This window comes from Methanomicrobiales archaeon, assembly GCA_030019205.1.
GTDB lineage: Archaea > Halobacteriota > Methanomicrobia > Methanomicrobiales > JACTUA01 > JASEFH01.
On the sequence record JASEFH010000006.1, the window covers coordinates 69,104 to 91,142 of the forward strand.

At 65.1% G+C, this 22,039-nt stretch carries 23 protein-coding genes and 1 tRNA gene; 12 read left to right on the forward strand and 12 right to left on the reverse strand.

Going from position 1 to position 22,039, the window contains the following annotated elements:
- Positions 1–26 precede the first annotated feature (26 nt).
- Positions 27–437 (forward strand): 30S ribosomal protein S6e, encoded by a 411-nt coding sequence (locus QMC96_05160; GenBank protein ID MDI6876144.1) that lies wholly within the window; start codon positions 27–29, stop codon positions 435–437.
- A 13-nt stretch (positions 438–450) separates the two neighbouring features.
- Here QMC96_05160 and QMC96_05165 read toward each other — a convergent pair whose 3' ends face one another.
- The 5 genes from QMC96_05165 to hypB form a co-directional block, all read right to left on the reverse strand.
- Positions 451–921, reverse strand: a complete 471-nt coding sequence (locus QMC96_05165; GenBank protein ID MDI6876145.1) for a DUF2240 family protein — start codon at positions 919–921, stop codon at positions 451–453.
- A complete protein-coding gene (locus QMC96_05170) occupies positions 918–1,340 on the reverse strand; it encodes a hypothetical protein (protein MDI6876146.1) in 423 nt (140 codons plus the stop codon). Before QMC96_05170 ends, QMC96_05165 begins: the two co-directional genes overlap by 4 nt.
- A gap of 43 nt (positions 1,341–1,383) precedes the next feature.
- A complete protein-coding gene (locus tag QMC96_05175; GenBank protein MDI6876147.1) occupies positions 1,384–1,761 on the reverse strand; it encodes a 30S ribosomal protein S8e in 378 nt (125 codons plus the stop codon).
- Positions 1,762–2,484: 723 nt separating this feature from the next.
- On the reverse strand, positions 2,485–3,201 hold the full coding sequence (locus QMC96_05180) for a SagB/ThcOx family dehydrogenase (GenBank protein MDI6876148.1): 717 nt from the start codon (positions 3,199–3,201) through the stop codon (positions 2,485–2,487).
- A gap of 191 nt (positions 3,202–3,392) precedes the next feature.
- On the reverse strand, positions 3,393–4,040 hold the full coding sequence (gene hypB, locus QMC96_05185; GenBank protein ID MDI6876149.1) for a hydrogenase nickel incorporation protein HypB: 648 nt from the start codon (positions 4,038–4,040) through the stop codon (positions 3,393–3,395).
- 55 nt (positions 4,041–4,095) lie between these two features.
- Here hypB and QMC96_05190 point away from each other — a divergent pair, with 55 nt between their 5' ends.
- From QMC96_05190 to QMC96_05210, 5 genes are all read left to right on the forward strand, one after another.
- Positions 4,096–4,380, forward strand: coding sequence for a signal recognition particle subunit SRP19/SEC65 family protein (locus QMC96_05190; protein ID MDI6876150.1), 285 nt, complete (start codon positions 4,096–4,098; stop codon positions 4,378–4,380).
- Entirely contained in the window at positions 4,377–5,036 is a 660-nt protein-coding gene (locus QMC96_05195) for a histidinol phosphate phosphatase domain-containing protein (GenBank protein MDI6876151.1), read from the forward strand. The genes QMC96_05190 and QMC96_05195 overlap by 4 nt, the downstream gene beginning before the upstream one ends.
- A 325-nt stretch (positions 5,037–5,361) precedes the next feature.
- Positions 5,362–6,369 carry a transcription initiation factor IIB gene (locus QMC96_05200; GenBank protein ID MDI6876152.1) on the forward strand — a complete coding sequence of 336 codons (1,008 nt, stop codon included), beginning with the start codon at positions 5,362–5,364 and terminating at the stop codon, positions 6,367–6,369.
- Between the two features lie 150 nt (positions 6,370–6,519).
- Positions 6,520–7,029 carry a class I SAM-dependent methyltransferase gene (locus QMC96_05205; GenBank protein ID MDI6876153.1) on the forward strand — a complete coding sequence of 170 codons (510 nt, stop codon included), beginning with the start codon at positions 6,520–6,522 and terminating at the stop codon, positions 7,027–7,029.
- 175 nt (positions 7,030–7,204) lie between these two features.
- Positions 7,205–7,276, forward strand: a tRNA-Ala gene (locus tag QMC96_05210).
- Between the two features lie 604 nt (positions 7,277–7,880).
- Here QMC96_05210 and QMC96_05215 read toward each other — a convergent pair.
- The 5 genes from QMC96_05215 to QMC96_05235 form a co-directional block, all read right to left on the reverse strand.
- The gene (locus QMC96_05215; GenBank protein MDI6876154.1) at positions 7,881–9,908 is read right to left on the reverse strand and encodes a lectin like domain-containing protein; all 2,028 of its coding nucleotides are present in this window, start codon (positions 9,906–9,908) and stop codon (positions 7,881–7,883) included.
- A gap of 376 nt (positions 9,909–10,284) precedes the next feature.
- Complete coding sequence (locus tag QMC96_05220) at positions 10,285–10,437, reverse strand: DUF1328 domain-containing protein (GenBank protein ID MDI6876155.1); 153 nt, start codon at positions 10,435–10,437, stop codon at positions 10,285–10,287.
- Between the two features lie 188 nt (positions 10,438–10,625).
- On the reverse strand, positions 10,626–11,498 hold the full coding sequence (gene thiL, locus QMC96_05225; protein ID MDI6876156.1) for a thiamine-phosphate kinase: 873 nt from the start codon (positions 11,496–11,498) through the stop codon (positions 10,626–10,628).
- Positions 11,491–13,443, reverse strand: coding sequence for a DUF460 domain-containing protein (locus tag QMC96_05230; GenBank protein ID MDI6876157.1), 1,953 nt, complete (start codon positions 13,441–13,443; stop codon positions 11,491–11,493). The genes thiL and QMC96_05230 overlap by 8 nt, the downstream gene beginning before the upstream one ends.
- Entirely contained in the window at positions 13,440–14,297 is an 858-nt protein-coding gene (locus tag QMC96_05235) for an RIO1 family regulatory kinase/ATPase (protein ID MDI6876158.1), read from the reverse strand. The genes QMC96_05230 and QMC96_05235 overlap by 4 nt, the downstream gene beginning before the upstream one ends.
- A 49-nt stretch (positions 14,298–14,346) precedes the next feature.
- Between QMC96_05235 and QMC96_05240 the strand changes: the two genes are divergently transcribed.
- The 4 genes from QMC96_05240 to QMC96_05255 are packed head-to-tail and all read left to right on the forward strand — an operon-like array spanning position 14,347 to position 17,681.
- Positions 14,347–15,237: a TIGR00269 family protein gene (locus QMC96_05240; protein ID MDI6876159.1), complete on the forward strand. Its 891-nt coding sequence runs from the start codon at positions 14,347–14,349 to the stop codon at positions 15,235–15,237.
- Positions 15,230–16,660: an NAD-binding protein gene (locus QMC96_05245; GenBank protein ID MDI6876160.1), complete on the forward strand. Its 1,431-nt coding sequence runs from the start codon at positions 15,230–15,232 to the stop codon at positions 16,658–16,660. Before QMC96_05240 ends, QMC96_05245 begins: the two co-directional genes overlap by 8 nt.
- Entirely contained in the window at positions 16,657–16,923 is a 267-nt protein-coding gene (locus QMC96_05250) for a TrkA C-terminal domain-containing protein (protein MDI6876161.1), read from the forward strand. Before QMC96_05245 ends, QMC96_05250 begins: the two co-directional genes overlap by 4 nt.
- An 11-nt stretch (positions 16,924–16,934) precedes the next feature.
- Positions 16,935–17,681 carry an NAD+ synthase gene (locus QMC96_05255; protein ID MDI6876162.1) on the forward strand — a complete coding sequence of 249 codons (747 nt, stop codon included), beginning with the start codon at positions 16,935–16,937 and terminating at the stop codon, positions 17,679–17,681.
- 440 nt (positions 17,682–18,121) lie between these two features.
- On the opposite strand, the gene QMC96_05260 is transcribed toward QMC96_05255, so the two are convergent.
- Positions 18,122–18,904 carry a DUF128 domain-containing protein gene (locus QMC96_05260; protein ID MDI6876163.1) on the reverse strand — a complete coding sequence of 261 codons (783 nt, stop codon included), beginning with the start codon at positions 18,902–18,904 and terminating at the stop codon, positions 18,122–18,124.
- A 307-nt stretch (positions 18,905–19,211) separates the two neighbouring features.
- Between QMC96_05260 and QMC96_05265 the strand changes: the two genes are divergently transcribed.
- A complete protein-coding gene (locus tag QMC96_05265) occupies positions 19,212–20,171 on the forward strand; it encodes a hypothetical protein (GenBank protein MDI6876164.1) in 960 nt (319 codons plus the stop codon).
- 6 nt (positions 20,172–20,177) lie between these two features.
- Entirely contained in the window at positions 20,178–21,512 is a 1,335-nt protein-coding gene (locus QMC96_05270; protein ID MDI6876165.1) for an NAD(P)/FAD-dependent oxidoreductase, read from the forward strand.
- Here the strand turns inward: QMC96_05270 and QMC96_05275 are convergent.
- Positions 21,490–21,723, reverse strand: a complete 234-nt coding sequence (locus QMC96_05275) for a hypothetical protein (GenBank protein MDI6876166.1) — start codon at positions 21,721–21,723, stop codon at positions 21,490–21,492. The two genes, QMC96_05270 and QMC96_05275, sit on opposite strands and share 23 nt — an antisense overlap.
- Between the last annotated feature and the right edge of the window lie 316 nt (positions 21,724–22,039).

The following is a 22,039-nucleotide window of genomic DNA, read 5'->3' on the forward strand; positions in this document are numbered from 1 at the left end:
GTATTAGAGACTTCGGAGATGTGACAATGGCAGAGTTCAAGATCGTTGTATCCGATCCCAGGACGGGGCGGGCGTATAACCTCAACGTGAGCGGAGGACAGGCAGGCATCTTCATCGGCCGCAGGATCGGGGACGAGATCGACATGACCCCTCTCGGGATGCCGGGGTACAGCCTGAAGATCACGGGCGGGACGGACCGCATCGGGACGCCGGCCCGCAGGGATCTGCCGGGGATGGCCCGCAGGAGAGTGCTTCTCGCCGGCGGGGTCGGATACCACCCGCAGAACGAGGGCGTGCGGAGAAGGAAGACCGTCCGGGGGAACGAGATCAACGCGGACTTCGTCCAGATCAACGCCCGGATCGAGAAGTTCGGGGAGAAGGCGCTCGACACCTACTTCGGGAAGGCGGAAGAGGCAAAAGAAGGCACGGCCGCCTGAAATATATATACCGCTATCCGCTCTTTTCTTTGACGACCGCTTCCGTCAGCCGCTCCAGGATATCCGCAAACGGAACCCCGTACTTCTTGGCGAGCAGCACCACCGCGGATTCCGCCCGCAGTTTGCCGTCGAAATCGGTCTCCACGACCCGGTTCATCTCCGCGGCCACGTCCGTCGGCGAGCGGCCCGCGGCCGATGCGATCCGCAGGATCAGCTCCTGGACGGGCTCGTCCTCTTCCAGAACGGCGGACGTGGGCTTGAATCCCAGCGGAATGACCACTTCGGACGGATCGAACAGCGGGCGGAGCACGCCCCCGCTGTAGTCGATCAGGCCGGCCGCCTTCGCCCTCTCGATGAGCCGGTCTGCCTGATCGCGGTTCATCCACTTCTTCTCGATGGCGATGTAAAAGATGAACTCCGCCTTCTGCAGCCTGTCCTTCCGGGTGTGCTTGAACGGGGCCGCCACCGTCGCGATAAGGCTCACGCGCAGGCACCTGCGAGCAGCTTCTTGAGATCCATCGCATCCACCGGGCCGCCTCTGCCGTCCTTTGCCACGGCACACTCCGAGACCGATCCCCGATCGGTCACCCGGAGGAAGAAGTTGCTCTGCGACGCCGGCACCCGCCCGCCCGGTTTCAGGTAGGTGTCCTGCACCGAGAGGCGGTAATCGACCGCCTCGCTCGCGAGATTCTCGAACGGCGGAACCTGGTCCAGCGGCTCGAAACCCGTCTTGCCCGTCGCCACCTGCACCACCACACTCCGCTTGACCAGGTCGGAACCCTGCCGCTCCGTCGTGTGGCAGTTGTGCAGCTCCCGCAGGCGGGCGAGCACCTCCCGGAACGGGCGGTCGATCTCGAACTCCAGATCGATGATATTCGGAAACCGATGGTAGATTCTCCGCATCACTACACTATTGGCGCAGCCGGGAGTAAAAAGATGCGATATTTTATGGGAGCAGGATCGCGTTCACGACCCCGTCCTGGCTGGGGCGGCTGACGATGCGTGCATTCCCGAGCTCGGTCCTGATGATGGCCCCCTTGGTGAGGGTGTTCCTCCGCACGAAGTTGGGATTGGCTCGGTTCTCCACCACGGTCTCGATCCTGGCCCTCTTCGTCTCGCCGGTGGAGGGGTTGGACACGCTGGCGTACTCCGCCCGCAGGGCACGCACCTTGTGGTTGCCCCCCTGGGAACGGATCACCCTCACCCTCCTCTCGCCGATGACCGTCTCGGCGGATGCCCTTCCGATCTCGAATCTCCTCTTTGCCCGGAGAGGTCTGTACCTCCCCCCCGTCGCTTTCCGTATCGATCTGCCTTGCCAGAGCATGAATGCACCTTTCTATTTCGGAGTGGTTCCGGGCGGGATCGCAGGATGAGGACCTGCCCGACCGCGGAAGTATCGATGCCATATAATTTGGGCCGACGTGTTATATAAAACCTCCCGGAACCGACCGCCCCCCCGCATTCGCGCACCCGGCTGCCACTGCGATCGGGGGAGCGGGGGGCGATTTCGATCGCGTCCCCCTCGCCGCCCGGGAGATCCTGACGCACTCGGGAGAATCCCCTGCACCGATGGGACGGAATCGGGAAGCGGAGCGCCCCCATCGCCTGATCCCGCCTCTGCACGGGATACCCCCGCTGGGATGCGGAATCCCCGGGATTCCGGGAAGATACAGGCTCGATCTGCGCGGGATCCACGATCCGAACGCCCGGGCCCCGCACAGCGATCGCGCCCGACTCCGGGATGCTGCGGGGAGCCCGTCCGTAGGAGTCCCGGGAGAACCCCCCGGTCCCCCTCGCGTCTGCAGGCCGTGCGCTGATGCCTCCACCGGATCCCTCCGGGTGCGGCTGGTCAGGACGACGGATCCCCCTTCCCCCGGATACACGGCCCGGATCCGCCCGCGGGGCAACGGGGGATCGGGCGGGATCCGCCCGATCGCCACGGGGATCGACCGGGAAAGAGACTCTGGTGAGGGATCTGGCGGGATCGAGACAGATCCCCGGCCTGCACCCTCCAGGCCGGACACCTGTATCGGAGGGAGCGTGCTCCCTACCGCCGCCCGATGGGCATGACGTACAGCGGATTCTCGCCCTCTTCCATCCGCAGCAGGCGCACGACCTCCCCGTCAAAGAACGCACCGATCGTCACGGTCCCGATACCGAGCGATTCGGCCTGGAGGTAGACGTTCTCCGCCGCATGCCCCGCCTCCATATGCACGTACCGGATGCCCCGCTCGCCGTACTTGACCGTCGTCCGATCGTAGACACCGGAGAGGACGATCGCTGCGGGGGCATCCCGCACCGCCTCCTGACTGACCGACGCCCGGTAGAGCTCCTCCCTCCGATCGCCGTCCGCCACCATCTCCAGGGCGTGCTCCTGCGGGCGGTAGCGGTAGATACCGTCGGGCAGACCCTGCACATCTCCCGCCACCAGGTACGTCTCCAGGGGGTAGAGAGCTCCTGCCGACGGGGCGGTGCGGCGCCCGAGCGCCGGATCCGTGACTCCCTGCGCCGCCCAGAGGAGCTGGGCCACCTCTCCGAGGGTCAGCGGTTCCTCCCGGTACGACCGCACGGATCGCCTCCGGTACAGCGCCTCCTCCACGGATGTTCCGCTATCGCGCACCGGATCGGGAAGGGCGAGGACGCCGGTCCGGAGTGCAGCCGGGGACGGAGGTCCCGCATCGGGCTGCAGGGCGAGGAGAATCCCGACCGCAATCCCGACAGCGGCAAGTGCCGCCGCAACGGTTACGAGGGTATTCCTGTTCATGGGAACCGCCACCCTCTTCCGCTCTCCATCCCTATAAGAGGACCCGTCCCGCAGGTCAGCTCCGCAATGCGCGGCCGCCATCCGCCGCGGAGACCGCGAGGGCCGTTCGCCGCCGCTCCCGGGGGAGAAGGGCCGCCCCCCGGATCCGACCGCAATCCGTCGGGAAAGAAGGGAAAGGATGCCCCGCAGCCCTACGACAGGATGGCGTCCATCAGGGGGATGACGCCCTCCCCGCTCTTCAGGTTGGTGCGGAAGACCTGGATCGCCGGATTGTAGCGGCGCATATCCCCCTCCATCCGATCGAGGCTGGCGCCCACCAGGGGGGCCAGATCGATCTTGTTGATCACCCCGATGGCGCAGTCCCGGAACATCATCGGATGTTTGTTCACCACATCGTCCCCCTCCGTCGAACTGACCACCACGATCCGCTTCTCCGCACCCAGCTTGAAGTCGGTGGGGCAGATCATGTTGCCCACGTTCTCGATGAAGAGGATGTCGATCTCCGGCAGCGGCAGATCCGCGAGGGCATGCTCCACGATATGCGCATCCAGGTGGCACTCCCTGCCGGTGTTCGCATTCACGGCCGGGATGCCGAGCGATCGCAGCCGCTGAAAATCGTCGTCGCCGTAGACGTCGCCGGCAATCGCACCCGCCCGAAGCCCCCGGGCCCGGAGCAGGGGAAAGAGCCTCTCGATGAGCGCGGTCTTCCCGGAGCCGATCGCCCCCAGCAGATCGAACGCCCGCACGCCGTGGCTCTTTAACAGATCGGCGTTCGCCCGGGCGATCCGGTTATTGACCTCGTAGATATCCTTCTCGATCCGCACATCGACGTGGTGCATACTGTACTATTTCGCATGAATCGGTTTATAGGTTCACCGCACCCAGAGTACAGCAATGAAGGAGGATATGCGCGGGGAGCGCATCCTGTATCCCTGCTACTTCGACAGTGCGCTCGCGCGCTCGGAGGGGAGGCGGGTGCCCCGCTCCCTGGGCGTGAAGAGTCCGACGCTCGTGGATCTCGAGAAGGCTGCGAAGAAGTGCCGCCTGCAGTACCGGATCGAGCAGAAACCGCACCCCGCCCACTGGACCCGCCGCGAAGGGCGGCTGGTCGTCGTCTGGAGCGAGGGGAAGGAGGCGCTGATCCGGAGAATCGCCCGCTGCATCGAGGGGAAGCGATGAGCGGCCAGTACGACCTCCATACGCACACCACCCTCTCCGACGGCGAGATGCTCCCGATCGAGCTCGTCCGCCGCGCCTCCGTCCTCGGCCACACGACCCTCGCCATCACCGACCACGTGGACACCTCCAACCTCTCCGCGGTGATCCGGGCGCTGTCCGAGGTGCGTGAGCTCGCGGCCGGATGCGGGGTGCGGCTCCTGACCGGTGTGGAGATCACCCACGTCCCGCCGCCCTTCATCCCGGTCCTGGCGCGGCGCGCCAGAGCCGAGGGTGCCGACCTGGTGGTGGTGCACGGGGAGACCCTGGTGGAGCCCGTGGCCCCGGGAACCAACCGTGCGGCGTGCAGCACGCCGTACGTCGACATTCTGGCGCACCCCGGGCTGATCACGGCGGACGACGCGCTCCTCGCCGCCGAACACCGCGTCGCCCTGGAGATCACGTCCCGCGGGGGGCATAACCGCGCCAACGGACACGTGGTCCGCATGGCCCGCGAGGCGGGCTGCACGCTCGTGGTGAACTCCGATACGCATGCCCCCTCGGATCTCCTGGACGAGCGCGCGCGAAAGGGGGTGGCGATGGGTGCCGGGATGACGGATTCGGAGGTGCGCAGCGCGCTATCTTTAAATATCGATAGGCTCCTCGAAACGCGAGACTAATATTTATAATTTGACGATATATTTTTATACTAGAAAAGTTCATATATAAATATCGTTTCAAACGGCAGACTTCTCGAGAGGTTATGCGGTGAGACTTGTTGGTCGCGTTCTGAGTTCATGTGGAAACCGCACGATACTCGTACGCCTCAGCGCTGCGCAACTGCCCCGCCTTTACAGCGAAGTGATCGACAGACGCATGAAACCCGTGGGAAGGCTGGTGGATGTATTCGGAAACATCTCTGCCCCGTATGCTGCGATAAAGTGCTACAAACCGTGCAGTGTGCCGGTCGGTGAGAAGTTGTTTGCAAAATAGCTGGTGAATACGATGCAAGAAATGGAGAAAGTCAAGATCCTGCAGAGCGAGCGGGAAGCCCTCCGCAAACGCCAGAAGCAGGCAAAAGAGGTTGAGAGAAAGAGCGAGGAGTTCGGCGAGACCGTATGCCCCGAGTGCGGCAGTCGCCAGCTCGTGCAGGACTACGAACGCGCGGAGCTCGTCTGCCAGAACTGCGGTCTCGTGATCGATCAGGACTTCATCGACCGCGGTCCCGAGTGGCGCGCCTTCGATCACGACCAGAGGATCAAGCGATCCCGTGTCGGTGCGCCGATGACCTTCACCATCCACGACAAGGGTCTCTCCACCATGATCGACTGGCGGAACCGGGACTCCTACGGACGGGCGATCAGCAGCAAGAACCGTGCGCAGCTCTACCGCCTGCGGAAGTGGCAGCGGCGGATCCGGGTCTCCAACGCAACGGAGCGGAACCTGGCGTTCGCCCTCTCCGAACTGGACCGGATGGCATCCGCCCTCGGTCTGCCCCGGAACGTCCGCGAGACCGCTGCCGTCATCTACCGGGATGCGGTGGACAAGAACCTGATCCGCGGAAGGAGCATCGAGGGCGTGGCGGCAGCCGCCCTGTACGCCGCCTGCCGGCAGTGCAGCGTGCCCCGCACCCTGGACGAGATCGCCGAGGTCTCGCGGGTGTCGAGAAAGGAGATCGGCCGCACCTACCGCTTCATCTCCCGCGAGCTGGGGCTGAAGCTCCTGCCGACGTCCCCGATCGACTACGTGCCGCGCTTCTGCTCCGGGCTCGGGCTGAAGGGGGAGGTGCAGAGCCGGGCCGTGGAGATCCTGCGCCAGGCCGGCGAGCGCGAGCTGACCAGCGGGCGCGGGCCGACCGGCGTCGCCGCCGCGGCGATCTACATCTCCTCCATCCTGGGCGGGGAGCGGCGCACCCAGCGCGAGGTCGCCGAGGTCGCCGGCGTGACCGAGGTCACGATCCGGAACCGCTACAAGGAGCTCGCAGAGAAGCTCGACATCGAGATCATTCTCTGAAGTTATTCTTTTTAGCGAAATTTTGCATTTCCTGCTGTCTAAGGCCCGCGGATCCTGGAATGCCGCGCTTTTAAGAAGAGAGAAGCCTTTACTGAGTAACCGATGGCAGGGAAGCACAGAGTATTTCCGGCTGCACGCGCCGGCAGGCTTATGGGCCGATTCCGAAGCCTTGTCAACCCTCCGGTGCGCCTGCTCGGTCGTTTCATCCAGAAGGGCGACACCGTTCTGGATCTGGGCTGTGGCCCCGGATATTTCTCCCTCCCGATAGCCCGGTTGGTCGGGGCGGGCGGAATGGTCATCGCTGCCGATGTGCAGGAGGAGATGCTGGAACACCTTCGTAGAGCCGCAGAAGAGGAGGGGCTTTTGTCCCGCATGCGGTTGCACAGGACCAGGAGCGATTCCCTGGATCTGGAGATGCCGCCCATCGTCTCATTCACCCTGGCTTTCCACGTCCTGCACGAGACCGGCGATATCGAGAGGATGCTTTCAGAAATCTTTCGTATCACGCGTCCCGGCGGTCTTCTTCTCATCGCGGAGCCATATTTCCCTGTAGGCGCCAACGAGTTCGACGAGACGGTCAGTGCCGCGATGCGCGCGGGTTTCACGGGCCTTGAATCCCCGCCCATTCTGTTCAGCAGGGCTGCACTCCTGCGAAAATGAGAGACCGTGATTGGCGATCCTTCGTTCAACCGGCTGCTGAGGGGACAGGATGAAGGATCAGTAACAACTATATCTCCTTGGCTGAAACTTAGTATGCTGCATCCGGGCTGTTAGACCCCGGGGCGGACGCGCTCGCCGGGCCGCATCCATCGGGAGCGAGAGGATAAGTTCGCGTGGGCCGATAGTCCAGTGGTAGAACGTTCGGTTCGCATCCGAAAGGCCGCGGGTTCAATTCCCGCTCGGTCCACTTCTTGTTGCACGGTTTCGGATCGGGAGCTTCCGCTGCCGGCAGTGCCCGGGGAGCGGCGGCTCTTGGGGAATCCCCCGGACGATCCGAACAGCCCTCCGCCTCGCCCATGAGCGGACACCAAGCGGTTCGGTCGTGCACCCCGGCGTGCCGCGCTGACCGGGCCGATCTCGCCGCCCGCCCGGCACGCTGCCCGCGCCTCCGCGCACATTCTCCCCCGTGAGCCGGCTTCGGATGCCGCCAGAAGGGGATCGAGATCCGCGCCGTGCGCGATGCGGCATCCCGGGACGGGATCGGGAGGGCTCCGCAATCCACCGATAGCCCGCCCGGGTGCCGTTCACCCCGGGGCGGGCTCGCATTCTCCCGAGATGCGCCGTCGGAAGCGTGGTGACAGGAACCGGCGCCCCTTGAGGAGGGTGCGGGGCGGACCATGCCTGCCGCACCATGGATCCCCCCGTCGAACCTGAAGAGAGCGAACGGATGAGGTTTCCGTCGAATCCGCCATCCCGCATCTGCGGGATCCCGGGCGGGCAGCTGCACGGAATCTCGCCGCCCGGGCATCAGCGGGCGCAGAAAGGTGCAGAAGCAGGGCAGAGGAGCGGCCTTACTTCTTTCTCACCTTGATATAGGCTTTTCTTACCTCTGTGCTGGTGCCGGAGTCCGACTGCGGGTCGCTGCCAGGGCGGGCGGCCAGCACGTCGCTGTTCACGGTCAGCCTCACCGTATAGGACCCCGGTGCGGTGTACGTGTGCACGGGATTCTGCTCCGTCGATGTCCCGCCGTCGCCGAACTCCCAGAACCAGGAGGTGGGCGAGCCTGTCGATTCGTCGATGAACTGAACCGTCAGCGGACCCGCGCCTGTGGATGGGGATGCGCTGAATCCCGCGTCCAGTGCTGCGGGCGTGGGCTCAGGCGTGGGCTGCGGAGTCGGAGCCGGCGTGGGGGTGGGTGTCGGGGTCGGTGCGGGTGTCGGCGTCGGTGCGGGTGTCGGGGTCGGAGAGGGAGTCGGGGTCGGTGCGGGCGTGGGAGTGGGGGTGGGTGTCGGGGTCGGAGAGGGTGTCGGGGTCGGTGCGGGCGTGGGAGTGGGGGTGGGAGTGGGCGCAGGCAGCGGCGCCGCACTGCCATCGGCGGTGAAGGCCTTCAGGCAGACGTTGCTGTTGCTGTAGTAACTGGCGAGATCGCTCCAGGACGCACCGGTGCGGCTCACATAGCTCTCGCCTGCATGGGACGTTGCGCGGCTGGAGTATCCGCTGTAAGGGGATTCGAGGGGTATGGGGTAGTTGTAGCCGGGCGTCTGGAGCCCGACCACAACGGAGAACTTCTGGCCCGCCTTCACCGGGATCGCCTCGGGGAGATCGATGGTGTGGTAGCCCGGGATGGGGATGGTGCCGCCGATGTCCACGGCAGGACCGGTTGCATTGATCGGGCCGGCCGTGGGGCTGACGTGCACGAGGACCCGGTAGGCAGAGTCCACCTGAGGGGTATAGAAACCCACCGCGGCGATCTGCTCGTCGGCAGCAGCCGTGAATACGTTGGCAAAGTATGCCGTATCCGTGCCGTACCCCATGCTGGTGATCCATCCCAGGGGATCGTACTGGTAGACGGTGCCATACGTACCGGTATCCTCCCCGACGAAGACGGCATTGCTCTTCCCGATCCGGGAGTCGTAGTAGGAGACGTAGAAGTAGCCGCCCGAGCCCCAGGCACTCCCCCAGCTGTTCTTCACGATGAAGGCCCCGTTGCCCGGCGCTGCCGGCGTGAAGCGGTTCCTGTCGAAGGTGTCGTCCCATCCCACGATGGCGACGGCATGGTTCGAGCCCGAGGTTCCGCTGTAGTAGTAGGCAGCCGCCGCGGGGTTGTAGTACGTGCTGCTCCAGTACAGAGTGGTGTAGACAGCGCCGTAGTTCTGGAGGGCGAGCTTGATGTTCTCGTTGTCCAGAGGCCCCCCGCGGGCGGGGATGTAGAAGACCTCGCGCACGTGCTTGACGGGGGGGATGCCGCTCGGAGAGGTGGTCGAGGTGGAGTAGGGATCGTCGGCCTCAAGGATGGGTCCGCTCCAGCGTGTCAGGTATGCGGCCGCCATCGCGGAGTTTCCGCCGGAGCAGGGTGCGATATCGAAGCCGTGCATGTTCTTGAGGTTGTTCTCCGAGAAGTCCCAGAGTTCCTGCGGCAGCAGGACGGACTCGAGCGACCCGTAGCTTGCAAACGCCCAGCAGCTCCCGCAGGAGCCCTGGTTCTTGACCGGGGAGACGCGGGAGAGTTCGCGTAGGTCGTAGGATGGCGGCGCCGCATCGACGATGATATAGCTGCTGTCGTCCTGCGTCGCAGCCGAACTCTCGAGGCTCTTCTTCAATCGCCCCGGCGGGATCTTCCTCCCCTCCGTGTGCGAGAGGTCCACGGGAGAGGGGACGTACCCCAGCGTCTGCTCAGCGGGTTGGAAGAGATCGGTTCGGATCAGCCCCCTGTCCTGCATGTACCGTGCGAACTCGGGATGGGGCTGCGCCTTCTGGACCTCTCCCATCTCACGGCCGTCAGCGACGGCGGATGCCGCAGCGCCAGCGGCGACAAAGAATGCCAGCAGCACTGCCATGACGACGGGACGAATCCGGATGATTGCCGAACGGGACGTCATAAATCGTTTGATTCCTCCTGGGAGACGTATGATGGATCGAATCGCCGAACGAACAGGCAGAATCGTTCTAACCTTTCATTTAAAAATTTTGTATATAAAGATTTACTAAATAATAAAAAATTATTATTTAGTCCAAAGAATGCATTAGATGATATTTAGATTATTTTTTTAGAATAAATAGAAATAATAAATTATAATCAAAAAGAAAATCATAAATAATAAAATTGGAAAAAAGACCGGAAGGGGCTCCCGATGACCTCCGGAAGGAATTCCGCCGCACCCGGATGCCGCCGCTACCGCGTCAGGAAAGCATGCGTTCGAGCCTCCGGCATACCCGGAGAGGGGGGCTGTCCCCCCCCCGCTGCAGCGGAGAATGCTATAGCACCAACGATATAATCGCCAGGATGATGAATATGATGACGAGCCACTTCGCGATCGACCAGGACATTCCCGCAACGCCCCGTGCTCCGAGCACCGCGGCTATGATTGCCAGAATGAAGAACAGTATCGCCAGTTCGAGTAAGACCATCCTCCGTACCCCCATCGGTTCGTCCGACCGACAGGTATCCTGATCCCGTGTTGCTATTTATAGCTTATCCCGGTGGCGGACGCTTTCAGCCCGGAAGATCGGCAGAAAGGACCGTGCCGCATCCGTCGGGAACGATCGGCGGCATCCGGGGTTCGGGGCACGCCCGGCGCATGCCCGGGCGTCGGCACTCACGCAGAGTCGGTCCAGCGGTGCTGGTACCCCCTCTTCTCGAGCGTGCGCCCACCGGCGCTCACGCCCGGCTCCGCTGCCACCGTACCGATGCAGTACTGCTCGATGCCGGCGACCGGCATCCGCTCCGGCGGGATCGTGAAGAGCAGGTGGTAGTCACCGCCCCCGTAGAGGGCCAGATCCGTCGCCAGATCCCGAGGCACGCCCTCCGGCAGCGGCAGCCGCTCCAGATCGATCCGGTAGCCGCAGCCGTTCACCTCCATCAGATCGTAGAGAGAGAGCGCGAGACCATCGCTGATGTCCATCATCGACGTGGCGCCCGCCCGTGCGATCGCCCTCCCCTCGGCGACCCGGGGCTGGGGCTCGAAGAGGGCGCGCTCGTGGCGGGTGTATCCCAGCAGCGCCGCTTCCGCCCTGCCGGGAACGCCGCTGATGCAGATCAGGTCCCCAACGCGCGAACCCCGCCGCCGGACCAGGTGGCGGGGCTCCACGATCCCCAGCCCGGCGGTCACGATCGTCAGCTCCGCATGGAAGTCGATGTCGCCGCCGACGATCGCGGCGCCGAACCGCTCGCAGCAGTCCCGCACCCCCTGCATGATCGGGCGTAGCCTCTCGGAGCGGTCCAGGCCGACCGCCGCGAGCAGGTAGCAGGGGCTCGCCCCCATGCTGGCGATGTCGCTGATGGTGACGGCCGCGGCCATCCAGCCCCGCTGCCAGTCCGTCATGCCGGCGGGGAAGTCCGTCGTCTCGTGCACCATGTCCGCGGTGGCGACCATGCAGACATCCCCGCAGGGGAGGACCGCGCAGTCGTCCTCGGTATGCTCGATCCCGACGACATCCCGGATCGACGCCAGCAGCGTGCGGTCATCCACTGCGCCGCGCCTCCTTCTCCCGCTCGCTGCGGTACTCCTTGAAGATGTAGTCGAGCATCGCCGTCTTCTTCTCGCGTTCGCGCCTCTTCTGGTGCTCCTCCCACTCGTGCAGCGCACCCGAGAGCCGCGTTCTGTCGACGATCCCCACCTTTCCCCGGATCTGGGTTTCAAGAGAGCGATCGTTCAGCAGAGGCACCTGGAACTCCTGGAATACGGCGCACAGCTGGGGATCCGTCTGCTGCAGGGAGGCGTCCCCCACGATCAGCGCCTGGATGCCGGCGTCGGACAGCTCCTTCACCGCGCTCCTTCCCCAGCCGTCCGTTCTGGACACGAACAGGACATCGCCGTCCTGGATGCCGAGTTCCGCGGCGAGCTGGCGGATGCCGTCCCGGGTGAGCGAGGGGAGCACCTTCACCGCCACCGAATCGCTGTCCCGCCGGATCTCGGCCACCTCCTTCATCCGTGCGAGACGTTTCCGCAGGCTTCGGTTGTGCTTCTCCTCCTGCCGCAGCCGGGTCTTCAGGCCCTGGACGATCGCGTCCTGCCGTTCGAGCTCCTCGTCCCTTCTCCGCTTCCGGGCGGCCGCGGATCGCTCCCGCCGGATCTGCTTCCGCAGCCGTGCGATCTCCGCATCCTTCTGCTGCAGCTCCTCCTGCAGCTCCTGCACGAACCCCCGCAGGCGCTTCACCATACCGTCGAGGAGGATCAGCCGCTCGTCCGTCTTCTGCTCGGCGACGACGGGCGGCGCCTTCTCCTCCGGCCGAGCTGCAGATTCGCCCATATCCCCGAGCACCTGATCGATGGACTGGCCCCGGATCACGCCGGCCCGCACCTCGTCCAGATCGTAGCCCGGAGGCACCCTCTTCACCACGTTCTGGAACTTGTTCTTGTACTGGCGGTAGGCGTCGACGGCGGCGGCGAGGGCGTCCCGCTCGTGGATGTTGCCGTAGGCGTATCCCGCCGTGAACTCGAGCTTGTCTTCGACGCTCCTGTCCTGCCGCGGCGTGTAGCCCACGGCGTTGAAGGCGCGGCGGATCTTCTCCACGGAGAACGGCATCGGATGCACGTCCGATGCCACCACGAGGGGTTTCCCGATGCGGTAGAGCCGCTCGACGATCTCCGACATCCCCGTCTGCCGCGAGCTGTGCAGGTGAACCAGGTTGCCGTCGAGATCGAGAGCCGCGATCGCCGTGGTGGTGCCGGGATCCATCCCCACGATCAGGTAGCGGGGCTTCCCGTTCATCGCCCGGTACAGGATGCGGTTGAGGCGTTTTCCGCGGATGCGGACCTGCACGTCCGTGCCGCGGCAGGTATGGACCGGAATCGCCTCGCGGGGGGCGTATACCTGGAACGTCACGCGGCTGGAGCCCCCGAAGGCCTTCGCCTCCTTCTTCTCGTACTTGAGGGCGGCAGCGACCAGCTGCGTCTCGACCTCCCGTGCCTTCTGCTGCACCGCCCCGTGGATCTTTCGGACGTAGCGGTTCTGGCTCCAGCCGCCCTTTCCGATGGAGCGGTGGCGGCTCACCGCGATCTCGCTCACGTTCTCGAAGGCGATGACTTCGCAGCCCCCTCCCCGGGAGGCGATCTGCGCGGCGGCCCGGGCCTCCGCATACGGATCGAAGCGGTTGAAGCGGATGTTGTAGCGGGCGGCGACTTTGCCCAGCGACTCCAGCCGCTCTCCGCCGGTCACCTGCACCAGCCGCGTGGGCGGAGGGAGGGTCTCCATGAACGCCACCAGCGCATTCTGGTCCCCGGCGATCTCCTGAATGCTGTCCACCGCGAGAATGTCCGGCTTCTCCGCGGAGAGCATGCGCTGGAGGCGGAAGAGCGTGACCGCCTCTTCGCCCACGATCTCCCCGTCCTCCATGCGCACGAGGGCGTACTGGGGGCGGCGGGAGTGGGACCGCACCGAACCCCGAATCACGTCGATGCCGAATACCTTCACCCGATCACCTGCGCCATTGCATCCTGAAGAGACCACGCGATGCCGTACTTCCTCCCGAAGTATCCGAGGATGGTGCCCACGTCCTTCTCCAGCAGCGCCATCGCATTGGGGTGGGACACCTCCTCCCACTGCGGCCAGTCGATCAGCCAGTAATCCTCGCCGTCGACCATGACGTTGAACTCCGAGAGGTCGGCGTGGATCACGCCGCAGCGGTATGCCTCCCGCACCATGCCGAGGATCGTGGAGAGCGCCCGCTCCGGATCCTCGACGACGGAGCGGTTGAGGTTCGCCCCCCGGATCAGCGACATCGCCACCACGTGGCGGTTGCGGTCGATGGGCGCCGGCACGCGGATGCGGGGGTGAAGCCGCCTCAGGGCTTCGTACTCCCGTTCCGCGGATCGGGCGGAGGCGAAGATCCAGGGGCAGTGGCCCGACTCCGGCATGTAGCCCCGGGTCACCCGTGGGGAGAGAAACGATCGCTGCCCGACGCGGTGGAACTTCAGCACCACCACCCCGAGACCCATCGCCTCGTAGACGACGGACTCCTTCCCCTCCCCGATCTTGGAGCCGAGAGCACGGATCGTGTCGCGGCTCGCCAGGGCGTGCAGGGCGAGCGCATCGTACCCGCCGAAGACCAGGGCGTATCCGCCGTAGCCCACGTCCCCGCTCCGCACCATCCCCCGATCGATCAGCCTCCCGAGGCGATACTGGAGCTCGGACTCGGAGAACCGCGTCACCCTCTTTATGTCGTCGACGGGCACCCACTGGTACTGCTTCATCAGCCGCTCGAGCGCGCGCAGGATACGGAGGTCGTAGGCGTGGAGAGCGCGAACGTCCTCGGCAGAAATTGGCATCCGTTCATAGACTCTTTATGTAGACAGATGATAAACTTGATCGGAACCTATGAAGTGCGACAGGGACTCCCGCGACGCGGTCGTCTTCCAGCCCTACTCCGGCCAGCACCTCTGCGAGATGCACTTCGAAGCCGACTTCGAGAGCAGGGCGAAACGGGAGATCCGCCGCCACCGCTGGATCGCTCCCGGGGATCGGATCGCGGTGGGCCTCTCGGGGGGGAAGGACAGCAGCGCACTCCTCTACTTCCTCAACAAACTTCTCTCGGAGCGCCGCGACGTCAGCCTGTTCGCCGTCACCGTGGACGAGGGCATCTGCTCCTACCGCGATCCCGCGTGTGCACGGCGGATCGCCGAGTCCCTGTCGGTGGAGTGGACGTGCATCTCGTTCCGGGAGGAGTTCGGCACCACGCTCGACGAGATCGTGCGGACGCGGGGAGCGGAGCGGGCCTGCTCCTACTGCGGGGTGCTCCGGCGGCGCAGCCTGAATACGGCGGCGAAGGAGCACGGCGCCACCAAACTGGCGGTCGGATTCAACCTGGACGACGAGGCGCAGACGGTGCTGATGAACGTGCTGCGGGGGGATGCCGGAAGGCTCACGCGGGCGGAGCAGCCGCATCCGGAGTTCGTCCCCCGGATCAAGCCGTTTCGGGCCATACCGGAGAAGGAGGTGGCGCTCTACGCCCTCCTCCACCTGGAAGGATACGACATGCGGCGGTGCCCCTACGCGGAGAGCGGACTCCGCACGGAGATCCGCGAGATGCTGAACGCCTTCACCTACCGCCACCCCTCGACCAAGCACTCGCTCCTGCGGCTGGGCGATGAACTCCGCCGGGGAGAACGGGAGGCGGAGGCGATCCGCATCTGCGAGCGCTGCGGGGAACCCTGCGGGATCGTCTGCAGGGCCTGCCGGATCCTGGACGAGGTGCGTCGGAGTGCCTAGAGGACGGGTCTGGTGGAAGGTGATGCTCACCCTCCGCCAGCGGAGGCTGGCCCTCTACTTCTCCCTTTTCATCGCCCAGATCGTCGTCTACACCATCGTCTTCCATGCCATCTACCCCGTCCTGGAGGGGAAGGCGATCACCCTGCCCCAATCCCTGCTCTTCGTCATGGAGACCATCACGACGGTGGGTTACGGCGATCTGCTCCCCTTCTCGAGCCAGATCACCGTGATCTTCTCCATCCTGGTGATGGTGACGGGCATCCTGAACATTTTCATGTTCATCCCCCTGCTGCTGGAGCCCTACCTCACCGCCATCATCACCCCCACGCCGCCGCAGAGGCTGCCGGTCGCGCTGGAGGGGCACGTGATCCTGGTCGGTTTCGGGGAGCTCGCACGGGAGGTCATCGAGAACCTGCAGATCTCGGATACGGAGATCGTCATCGTGGAAGAGAGCGAAGAGGCTGCACAGGAGGCCGTTCGAGAGTACCGGGATACAGCGCATGTCGTATGGGGTTCGTACGCCGATCCCCGCACCTGGGAGCATGCAGGTGTGCGGAAGGCCGCAATAACCGTGGTGGGCGGGGATGAGAGGGTGTCCGCGAACGTGATCCTGGGCATCCGGGAGAGCGCCCGGGGGAGGATCCTTGCCGTGGTGGACGATCTGGCGTTCGACCGCTACCTGCGGTACGCTGGCGCCGACATCGTCCTCTCCCCGAAGAATTTCACGGGGAAGATACTCGCACGGCACGCGGCGATCGGATCCCGCATGGACGCCGTGTTCGACTCCCTCCATGCCCCCTTCTCGGTCGGAAACGGGCAGACCTCCCTGCTGAAACTGGTGAAGATACCGGTGAGCGCCGACTCGCGGGCGGCAGGAAAGACGATCCGGGAGCTGGCGCTCCTCGAGAGGTATGCCGTTTACATCCTCGCCTACTGGAAGAACGGCAGGTTCGTCGCGGATCCGGGAGTCGATGACCCCATCGACTCCACCACCATGCTCTATGCCCTGGGAAGGATGGATGCCGTGGAGAGCCTGATTCGGGAAGAGTTCGCATCCGAGGTGCAGAAACAGCCGCTCGCGCTCATCGCCGGGTTCGGGGACGTGGGAAGGGCTGCCTATCAGGAACTGGCATCCGCCGGGGTCAGCTGCGTCGTGGTCGACAGGAAGAAGTACACGGTGAACGAGATCATCGGCAACGCCGAAGACGAAGAGATTCTGCGGATGGCGAACATCGAGGACGCACAGATCTGCGTCGTCGCCCTCAACGACGACACGGTCAACATCTTCACCACCCTGATGGCCAGGAACCTGAACCCATCCCTCCGCATCCTGGCGAGGGCCAACCAGCCGGTGTCGGTGGACAAACTCTACCGGGCCGGTGCGGACTACGTGGCGCTTCTCCCGGCGATCGGGGGGAGGTGATCGCCAGCATCGCGCTCTCCGATCGGGTCGCCGTGCTCCTCGATCTCCCCGATCGGCGGAAGGTGATAGGAAAACAGGTCCAGCGTCACCTCCCGGCCTCCCTGGGGGAGGTGGAGCGGAGAAGCGGGGCAGTAGTGCTCGGGATCGAGCGGGAGGGGGAAGCCCTGGTCAGGCCGCCCTCCGACACCCGGATCGAGGCGGGGGACACCGTGATTGTACTGGGAAGGAACGAGACCCTGAAAAGATTCATCAGGATGTACTAGGAGGAGAAACCATGATCTGCGATATGCGTTGCCAGGCGGAGAGGATCGAGCAGATGATCCGCTATACCCTCTGGGATAGCGGCAAGAGGGGCATCGTGGTGGGTCTCTCCGGAGGAGTGGACTCCGCCGTGGCGGCGGCGCTCTCCGCCCGCGCCATCGGGGGCGAGAACGTGCTCGGGCTCCTGATGCCGAGCGCGGTGACCGCAGGAGAGGATCTGCAGGACGCCCGCGACCTCTGCCGGCAGCTCGGAATCGCCGGGAAGGAGATCCCGATCGAACCGATGCTGCAGCCGTTCCGGGCGGTCCCGGGCTTCTCGGATACACCCTACCTGGCGGGGAACCTGATGGCGCGGATCCGCATGGCGCTGCTCTACTACTTCGCGAACCGCGAAGAGCGTCTCGTCTGCGGCACGTCCAACAGGAGCGAGTACATGCTGGGCTACACCACCAAGTACGGGGACAGCGCCGCGGACTTCCAGCCCATCCTGCACCTCTACAAGACAGAGGTCTATGCGCTGGCAGAAGATCTCGGGATACCGGACCGCATCCGCTCCAAGGCCCCGTCGGCCGGCCTCTGGAAGGGGCAGACCGACGAGGGGGAACTGGGCCTCTCCTATGCCGACATCGACGCCGCCCTTGCAGAACTGGAGAGGGACGCCTGGATTCCCCGTTCGGAGGTCCAGGAGAGAGTGCTCCAGCTGGTGAAGAAGAGCACGCACAAACGGCTCTCCCCTCCGAGTCTGCAGCGGCATCCGTGAGGCTCGCCTTCAGGCATGCGCGAAGGGGCTCACAGCCGGTGAACCTTCGGGGCCGACAGCGCTTCGGGAGGAGGCCGAATCCGGTATGGAGCGGATACGTCCTGCCCGATCGATGCACAGGGGGCGAGGGCGCTGTCCCGGCTCCTCCAGTCTCCGCCCCCCCCCCCGATGCGGTTGATCCGGGAGGGGCAGGCTGCAGGGGAGCCGGCGGGAGCAGCCGGAGAGGCCGGGATCGGGAGCTGTCCCCTCAGGGCATCCTGACGGCGGGGGCGCGATCCCACCCCCCGCCCATCCTCTCCCGGTTGCGACAGGGGGAGCGGTTCATCGAGACGGGCGGGCTGCCGGGCAGGACCCGCCCGCGGCGTCGCCGGAGACTGAATACGGCCGCCGCACCGGGATGGTGCACGAAACGCCCGGGCGGATCCCGGCATCCGGAAGGTCTACAGGTCCTGGATGCGCTCCATGCTCTCGATATCCATCAGGCCTTTCAGCGCCCGAGTCACCACGCGACGCCCCCCCTCCTTGATCGCTGCCATGGGGTTGGTACCCCCCACCATCGCGATCCCCATGTACTGGGGGCTGACCGGCACGCCGAGCAGGGGCACGTTGGGGACGCCAAGGTCCAGCACGCCGGTGAAGCCCTGACCGTCCAGCTCGTCCAGGAGCTCGCCGACCAGCATCTCCGCCTCCATGTGGCACTCCCGCATGTTCCCGAGGATCATCCCGCTTCCCCGGCGCATCACGTTCGTGATGGAGGTGGACTCCTGGGAGGCGAGCACCTCCAGGGGATCGATCGTCGTGTTGTTGTAGAGGATGAAGTGTACGAAACGCTTCGGCATTCGGGACTCTATCTCCACGATGCCGCCCCCTATCGCGTTGTAGGGCACTCCCCGCTTCAGCAGCAGCCCGTCCAGGGTGATGGTGCACATGGTGCATACGGCCGTGCATCCTGCGGGGACCGGAAAGCCATCGACGGTCTCCCCCGACGGCACGAGCCGGACCCGGTCGCTGACGGCGAGTCCCGCCCGGTAGGTCTGCCGCAGGACGGAGAGCGCGTAGTCGATGTCCTTGTCCCGGATGAGGGAGAGGTTGTAGATGATCCTGCCGGTATCCTCCGCGGGGTCGTACGTCACCTGCATCGCATACTCCTCGATCACGTTGTTGATGAACCGCAGAGGTTTGCCCGTCCCGCACGGGTCTGCATCGGGTGTCATGTCCTGCATCCGCACGTACACTATTCATCGACGAATTCCATATAGCTATTCCCCTGTCAATTCCGCCCTCCCGGGGATGCTGGATTCCGGAAGATGCCCGCTGTCCGCGTCGCGAGCGGCGCATGCCCGAACATGTCCGCTCGCGACATGGCGGACGGCGTCGCACCCAACCCTCCCGCTCCGCAAAGGCCCCGGGCACCGGGATCGGCCACTCCGACAGGTGCCGTCCGAACACGATGTACACGCCAAAATCCGCCTCTTTATCGCCATGCTCATAGAATAAACCTTGTATACTCCTGCGGGAATATCAATGGTGATGGATACAGGCATGCGGAACTCCGGAAGGGAGGCGCTGAAACGGATTTTCGAAGCAGCCCATTTCACGGTCGAGGAGCTGGCGGACCCTCTGGCGCTCTCGGCTTCCAGCGACCAGATGTGCCTGGTCGCGATGTTCTCGGACGATTTGAAGGAGATGGAGCAGTTCGATCGGACCAACTTCCGCCTGGAGGAGGGAGAGAGAACGCTGGTGTGCAGGAAGCTGCTCTTCTCGCTCGCCGAGGGGGCGAAGGCCGATACCTGCATCCTCTGGGATCGGGACGACTTCGTGCGGTACGCAGGAGCAGCCGCCCTCGCCGCCATCCTGGGCCAGAGGCTGGTTATCGACCTGGAACCCTCCGCGGATCAGCAGCGGACGGAGGAGCGGGGCAGGATCTCCGCTATTCCGGAAGAGGGGGAGAAGGGTCCCGAGGTCCTGCACCTTCCCGTCCGGGTGGACGCGGGGCGGGCGCTGCGCATCGCCGGTATCGAGGGTGAGCCGACCCTCCGCTTCATCCCCCACTGGCGGTACCGCGTGGTGAGCGACGGCGAGAAGCCGTTCAGGGATCGGGTGATCAGCTTCAAGTCGGAGGAACGCGGGGCCGTCAACGCCATCAACGGCATGCGGATAGAGATGCCGCTGGATACGGCGGAGATGTCGGCGATACCGGCGGATGCGGAACTGGTGGGACCCCGGAGCCGGAAAGAGGATGTGGAGGAGAGTATCATCAACGCCCTGACGGAGCGGCTGACCCAGCGGATCCGTATCAAGACGGAGAAGGGCGATGCGATCTTCTACGAGGACAAGGCTTTCAAGCCGGAGAGGAGAGATATCCGGATCGATACGGAGATGGTGTACGTGCCGGTATGGCAGATCCGGGGGAAGAAGATCGTCGAGGTCAACGGATTCAACGGGGAGATCCTCTCCCTGCCCATGGACGAGGGTGTGGAGGTACTCTGACACGGCATGATCCCGATACTCGGGGGCGGACCGGCAGGCAGGCTCGCAGCGATGCGGCTCGCCCATGCGGGCAGGGACGTGGAGCTCATTGAGGAGCGGCGAATCGGCGGTCAGTGCCTGCACCAGGGCTGCATGGTGATCTGCGCTCTCTCGGACGTGGCGCGCCTGATCCGCACGGCGCGCATGCTCGCCGATCTGCAGGTCCTCGATGCGGTCCCGAATGTCTCTTTCTCCCGCCTTCTGCGGGGGATGCAGGAGATCCAGGAGAAGATCGAGGGCGTGCTCGATGCCGAGACCCGGGGCGCCGGCGTGACCATCCGCTACGGCAGCAGGGGCTCCGTGCAGGGCAGGGACGTCTACGTGAATGGGGAGAGGGTGGAGGCGGAGGCGGCGATCATCGCCACCGGTTCCCGCCCGCGGATACCCGACATCCCCGGGATCTCCCTTGCCGGCGTATACAACCCCCACACCCTGGCGACCATGGAGCGGCTCCCCAGCAGTATGGCGATCGTCGGATGCGGGATCATGGGCGTCGAGTTCGCCGGCATCTTCCACGCGTTCGGATCAGAGGTGCACCTGCTCTGCCGGAGCCGGTTTCTGAAGACCCTCGATCCGGCGGTGAGGAGACAGGCGGAGAAGGAGCTGAACGGGGTGCATATCCGCGAGCATGCAAGGATCCGGTCCATCGATGGCGACGGATCGGTGAGTGCGGTGACCGTCGAGGAGAAGGGGACGGTGGAGCGGGTCGAGGTGGACGCGGTCTTCCTGGCTCCCGGGCTCGTGCCCCGCTCGGAGTGCGTCGAGGGGATCGCCAAAGGCCCCCTGGGCGAGATCTGCGTGGACGACCGCATGCGCACCAGCGTGGAGGGCATATACGCCTGCGGGGATGTCACCGGTCCGCCCTACCTGACGCCCGTGGCACGCATGGAGGGGATCGTCGCGGCGGACAACATCCTGGGGAAGGAGCGGAGGATGGACTACAGCCACATTCCGCAGTCCATCAGCCTGGGCACCGATCTCGCCTTCTCTCTCCCGCGGATCGAAGCCGATATCGCGGCATCTGTTCCCGCCCCGGCCGGCCCGGGTTCGTTCTGGTCGGTTCCGAGCGGAGGCACGGGGTTCGCGAAGGTGATGGTGGATGCTGCCAGCGGACGGATCTGCGGTGCCGCATCGGCAGCGCCGGGCGCCGCCATCTCCCTCCACTACCTGGCGCATCTCATGCGGCAGGGGAGCACGGTCTTCGACTTCGAGGAGTTCATCGAGACGCATCCCACAACCGACGGTCTCTTCAGTCTGGCCAAGTATCTGTCGGAACGGCTCAGGGAGCGCGGATCGCGGTGATGCCCCCGGTATGCCGCCAGCGGGTGTGGCACGCCGCCCCCGCCGCGATCCCGGCACGAACGATCGCCCTGCCCGCAACAGCGCTGGTGCGGGGGCCCGGGGATAGGTGATCCGCTCCAGGCCGGGGCGCCAGCACGATCCAGCCCTCCGCTGACCGGGCAGCAGGATCCGTTGCACCGGGGGAGAAGAGGGCTCCCGCCCGCCCTGCCATGGGAGAGCCCGAGCGTATGGCGCGATACCCTCTCCCGGCAGACACCCCCCGATACCTTTCCGCCCCGGTGCATAAAAGGGAGGTTGCGCTCTCCCGGATGAAGCGGGCGGAGCCCGAATTCTGGAGTTTCGACGACGGCCCGATCGTCCCCCATTCCCGCCAGGGGGATGCCCTCTCAGCCCCCCGTCAGTGAGAGGGGCCCGGATGGCGTCCGGGGCAGGCCCGCAACCGCCCCTGAGAGGCGGCGCATCGCCTCCCACCCTCGTTCCCATCTCACGCGGAAGCCGATCCCGGGATCATTTTCGAAAAGGATGGC

Excerpts from the sequence above, each read along its gene's own strand:
- QMC96_05160 (MDI6876144.1), top strand. The coding sequence starts at position 27 with ATGGCAGAGTTCAAGATCGTTGTATCCGATCCCAGGACGGGGCGGGCG.
- QMC96_05170 (MDI6876146.1), bottom strand. The coding sequence starts at position 1,340 with ATGCGGAGAATCTACCATCGGTTTCCGAATATCATCGATCTGGAGTTC.
- QMC96_05175 (MDI6876147.1), bottom strand. The coding sequence starts at position 1,761 with ATGCTCTGGCAAGGCAGATCGATACGGAAAGCGACGGGGGGGAGGTAC.
- QMC96_05180 (MDI6876148.1), bottom strand. The coding sequence starts at position 3,201 with ATGAACAGGAATACCCTCGTAACCGTTGCGGCGGCACTTGCCGCTGTC.
- hypB (MDI6876149.1), bottom strand. The coding sequence starts at position 4,040 with ATGCACCACGTCGATGTGCGGATCGAGAAGGATATCTACGAGGTCAAT.
- QMC96_05190 (MDI6876150.1), top strand. The coding sequence starts at position 4,096 with ATGAAGGAGGATATGCGCGGGGAGCGCATCCTGTATCCCTGCTACTTC.
- QMC96_05195 (MDI6876151.1), top strand. The coding sequence starts at position 4,377 with ATGAGCGGCCAGTACGACCTCCATACGCACACCACCCTCTCCGACGGC.
- QMC96_05200 (MDI6876152.1), top strand. The coding sequence starts at position 5,362 with ATGCAAGAAATGGAGAAAGTCAAGATCCTGCAGAGCGAGCGGGAAGCC.
- QMC96_05205 (MDI6876153.1), top strand. The coding sequence starts at position 6,520 with ATGGGCCGATTCCGAAGCCTTGTCAACCCTCCGGTGCGCCTGCTCGGT.
- QMC96_05215 (MDI6876154.1), bottom strand. The coding sequence starts at position 9,908 with ATGACGTCCCGTTCGGCAATCATCCGGATTCGTCCCGTCGTCATGGCA.
- QMC96_05220 (MDI6876155.1), bottom strand. The coding sequence starts at position 10,437 with ATGGTCTTACTCGAACTGGCGATACTGTTCTTCATTCTGGCAATCATA.
- QMC96_05235 (MDI6876158.1), bottom strand. The coding sequence starts at position 14,297 with ATGCCAATTTCTGCCGAGGACGTTCGCGCTCTCCACGCCTACGACCTC.
- QMC96_05240 (MDI6876159.1), top strand. The coding sequence starts at position 14,347 with ATGAAGTGCGACAGGGACTCCCGCGACGCGGTCGTCTTCCAGCCCTAC.
- QMC96_05255 (MDI6876162.1), top strand. The coding sequence starts at position 16,935 with ATGATCTGCGATATGCGTTGCCAGGCGGAGAGGATCGAGCAGATGATC.
- QMC96_05260 (MDI6876163.1), bottom strand. The coding sequence starts at position 18,904 with ATGCAGGACATGACACCCGATGCAGACCCGTGCGGGACGGGCAAACCT.
- QMC96_05265 (MDI6876164.1), top strand. The coding sequence starts at position 19,212 with ATGGATACAGGCATGCGGAACTCCGGAAGGGAGGCGCTGAAACGGATT.
- QMC96_05270 (MDI6876165.1), top strand. The coding sequence starts at position 20,178 with ATGATCCCGATACTCGGGGGCGGACCGGCAGGCAGGCTCGCAGCGATG.
- QMC96_05275 (MDI6876166.1), bottom strand. The coding sequence starts at position 21,723 with ATGGCAGGGCGGGCGGGAGCCCTCTTCTCCCCCGGTGCAACGGATCCT.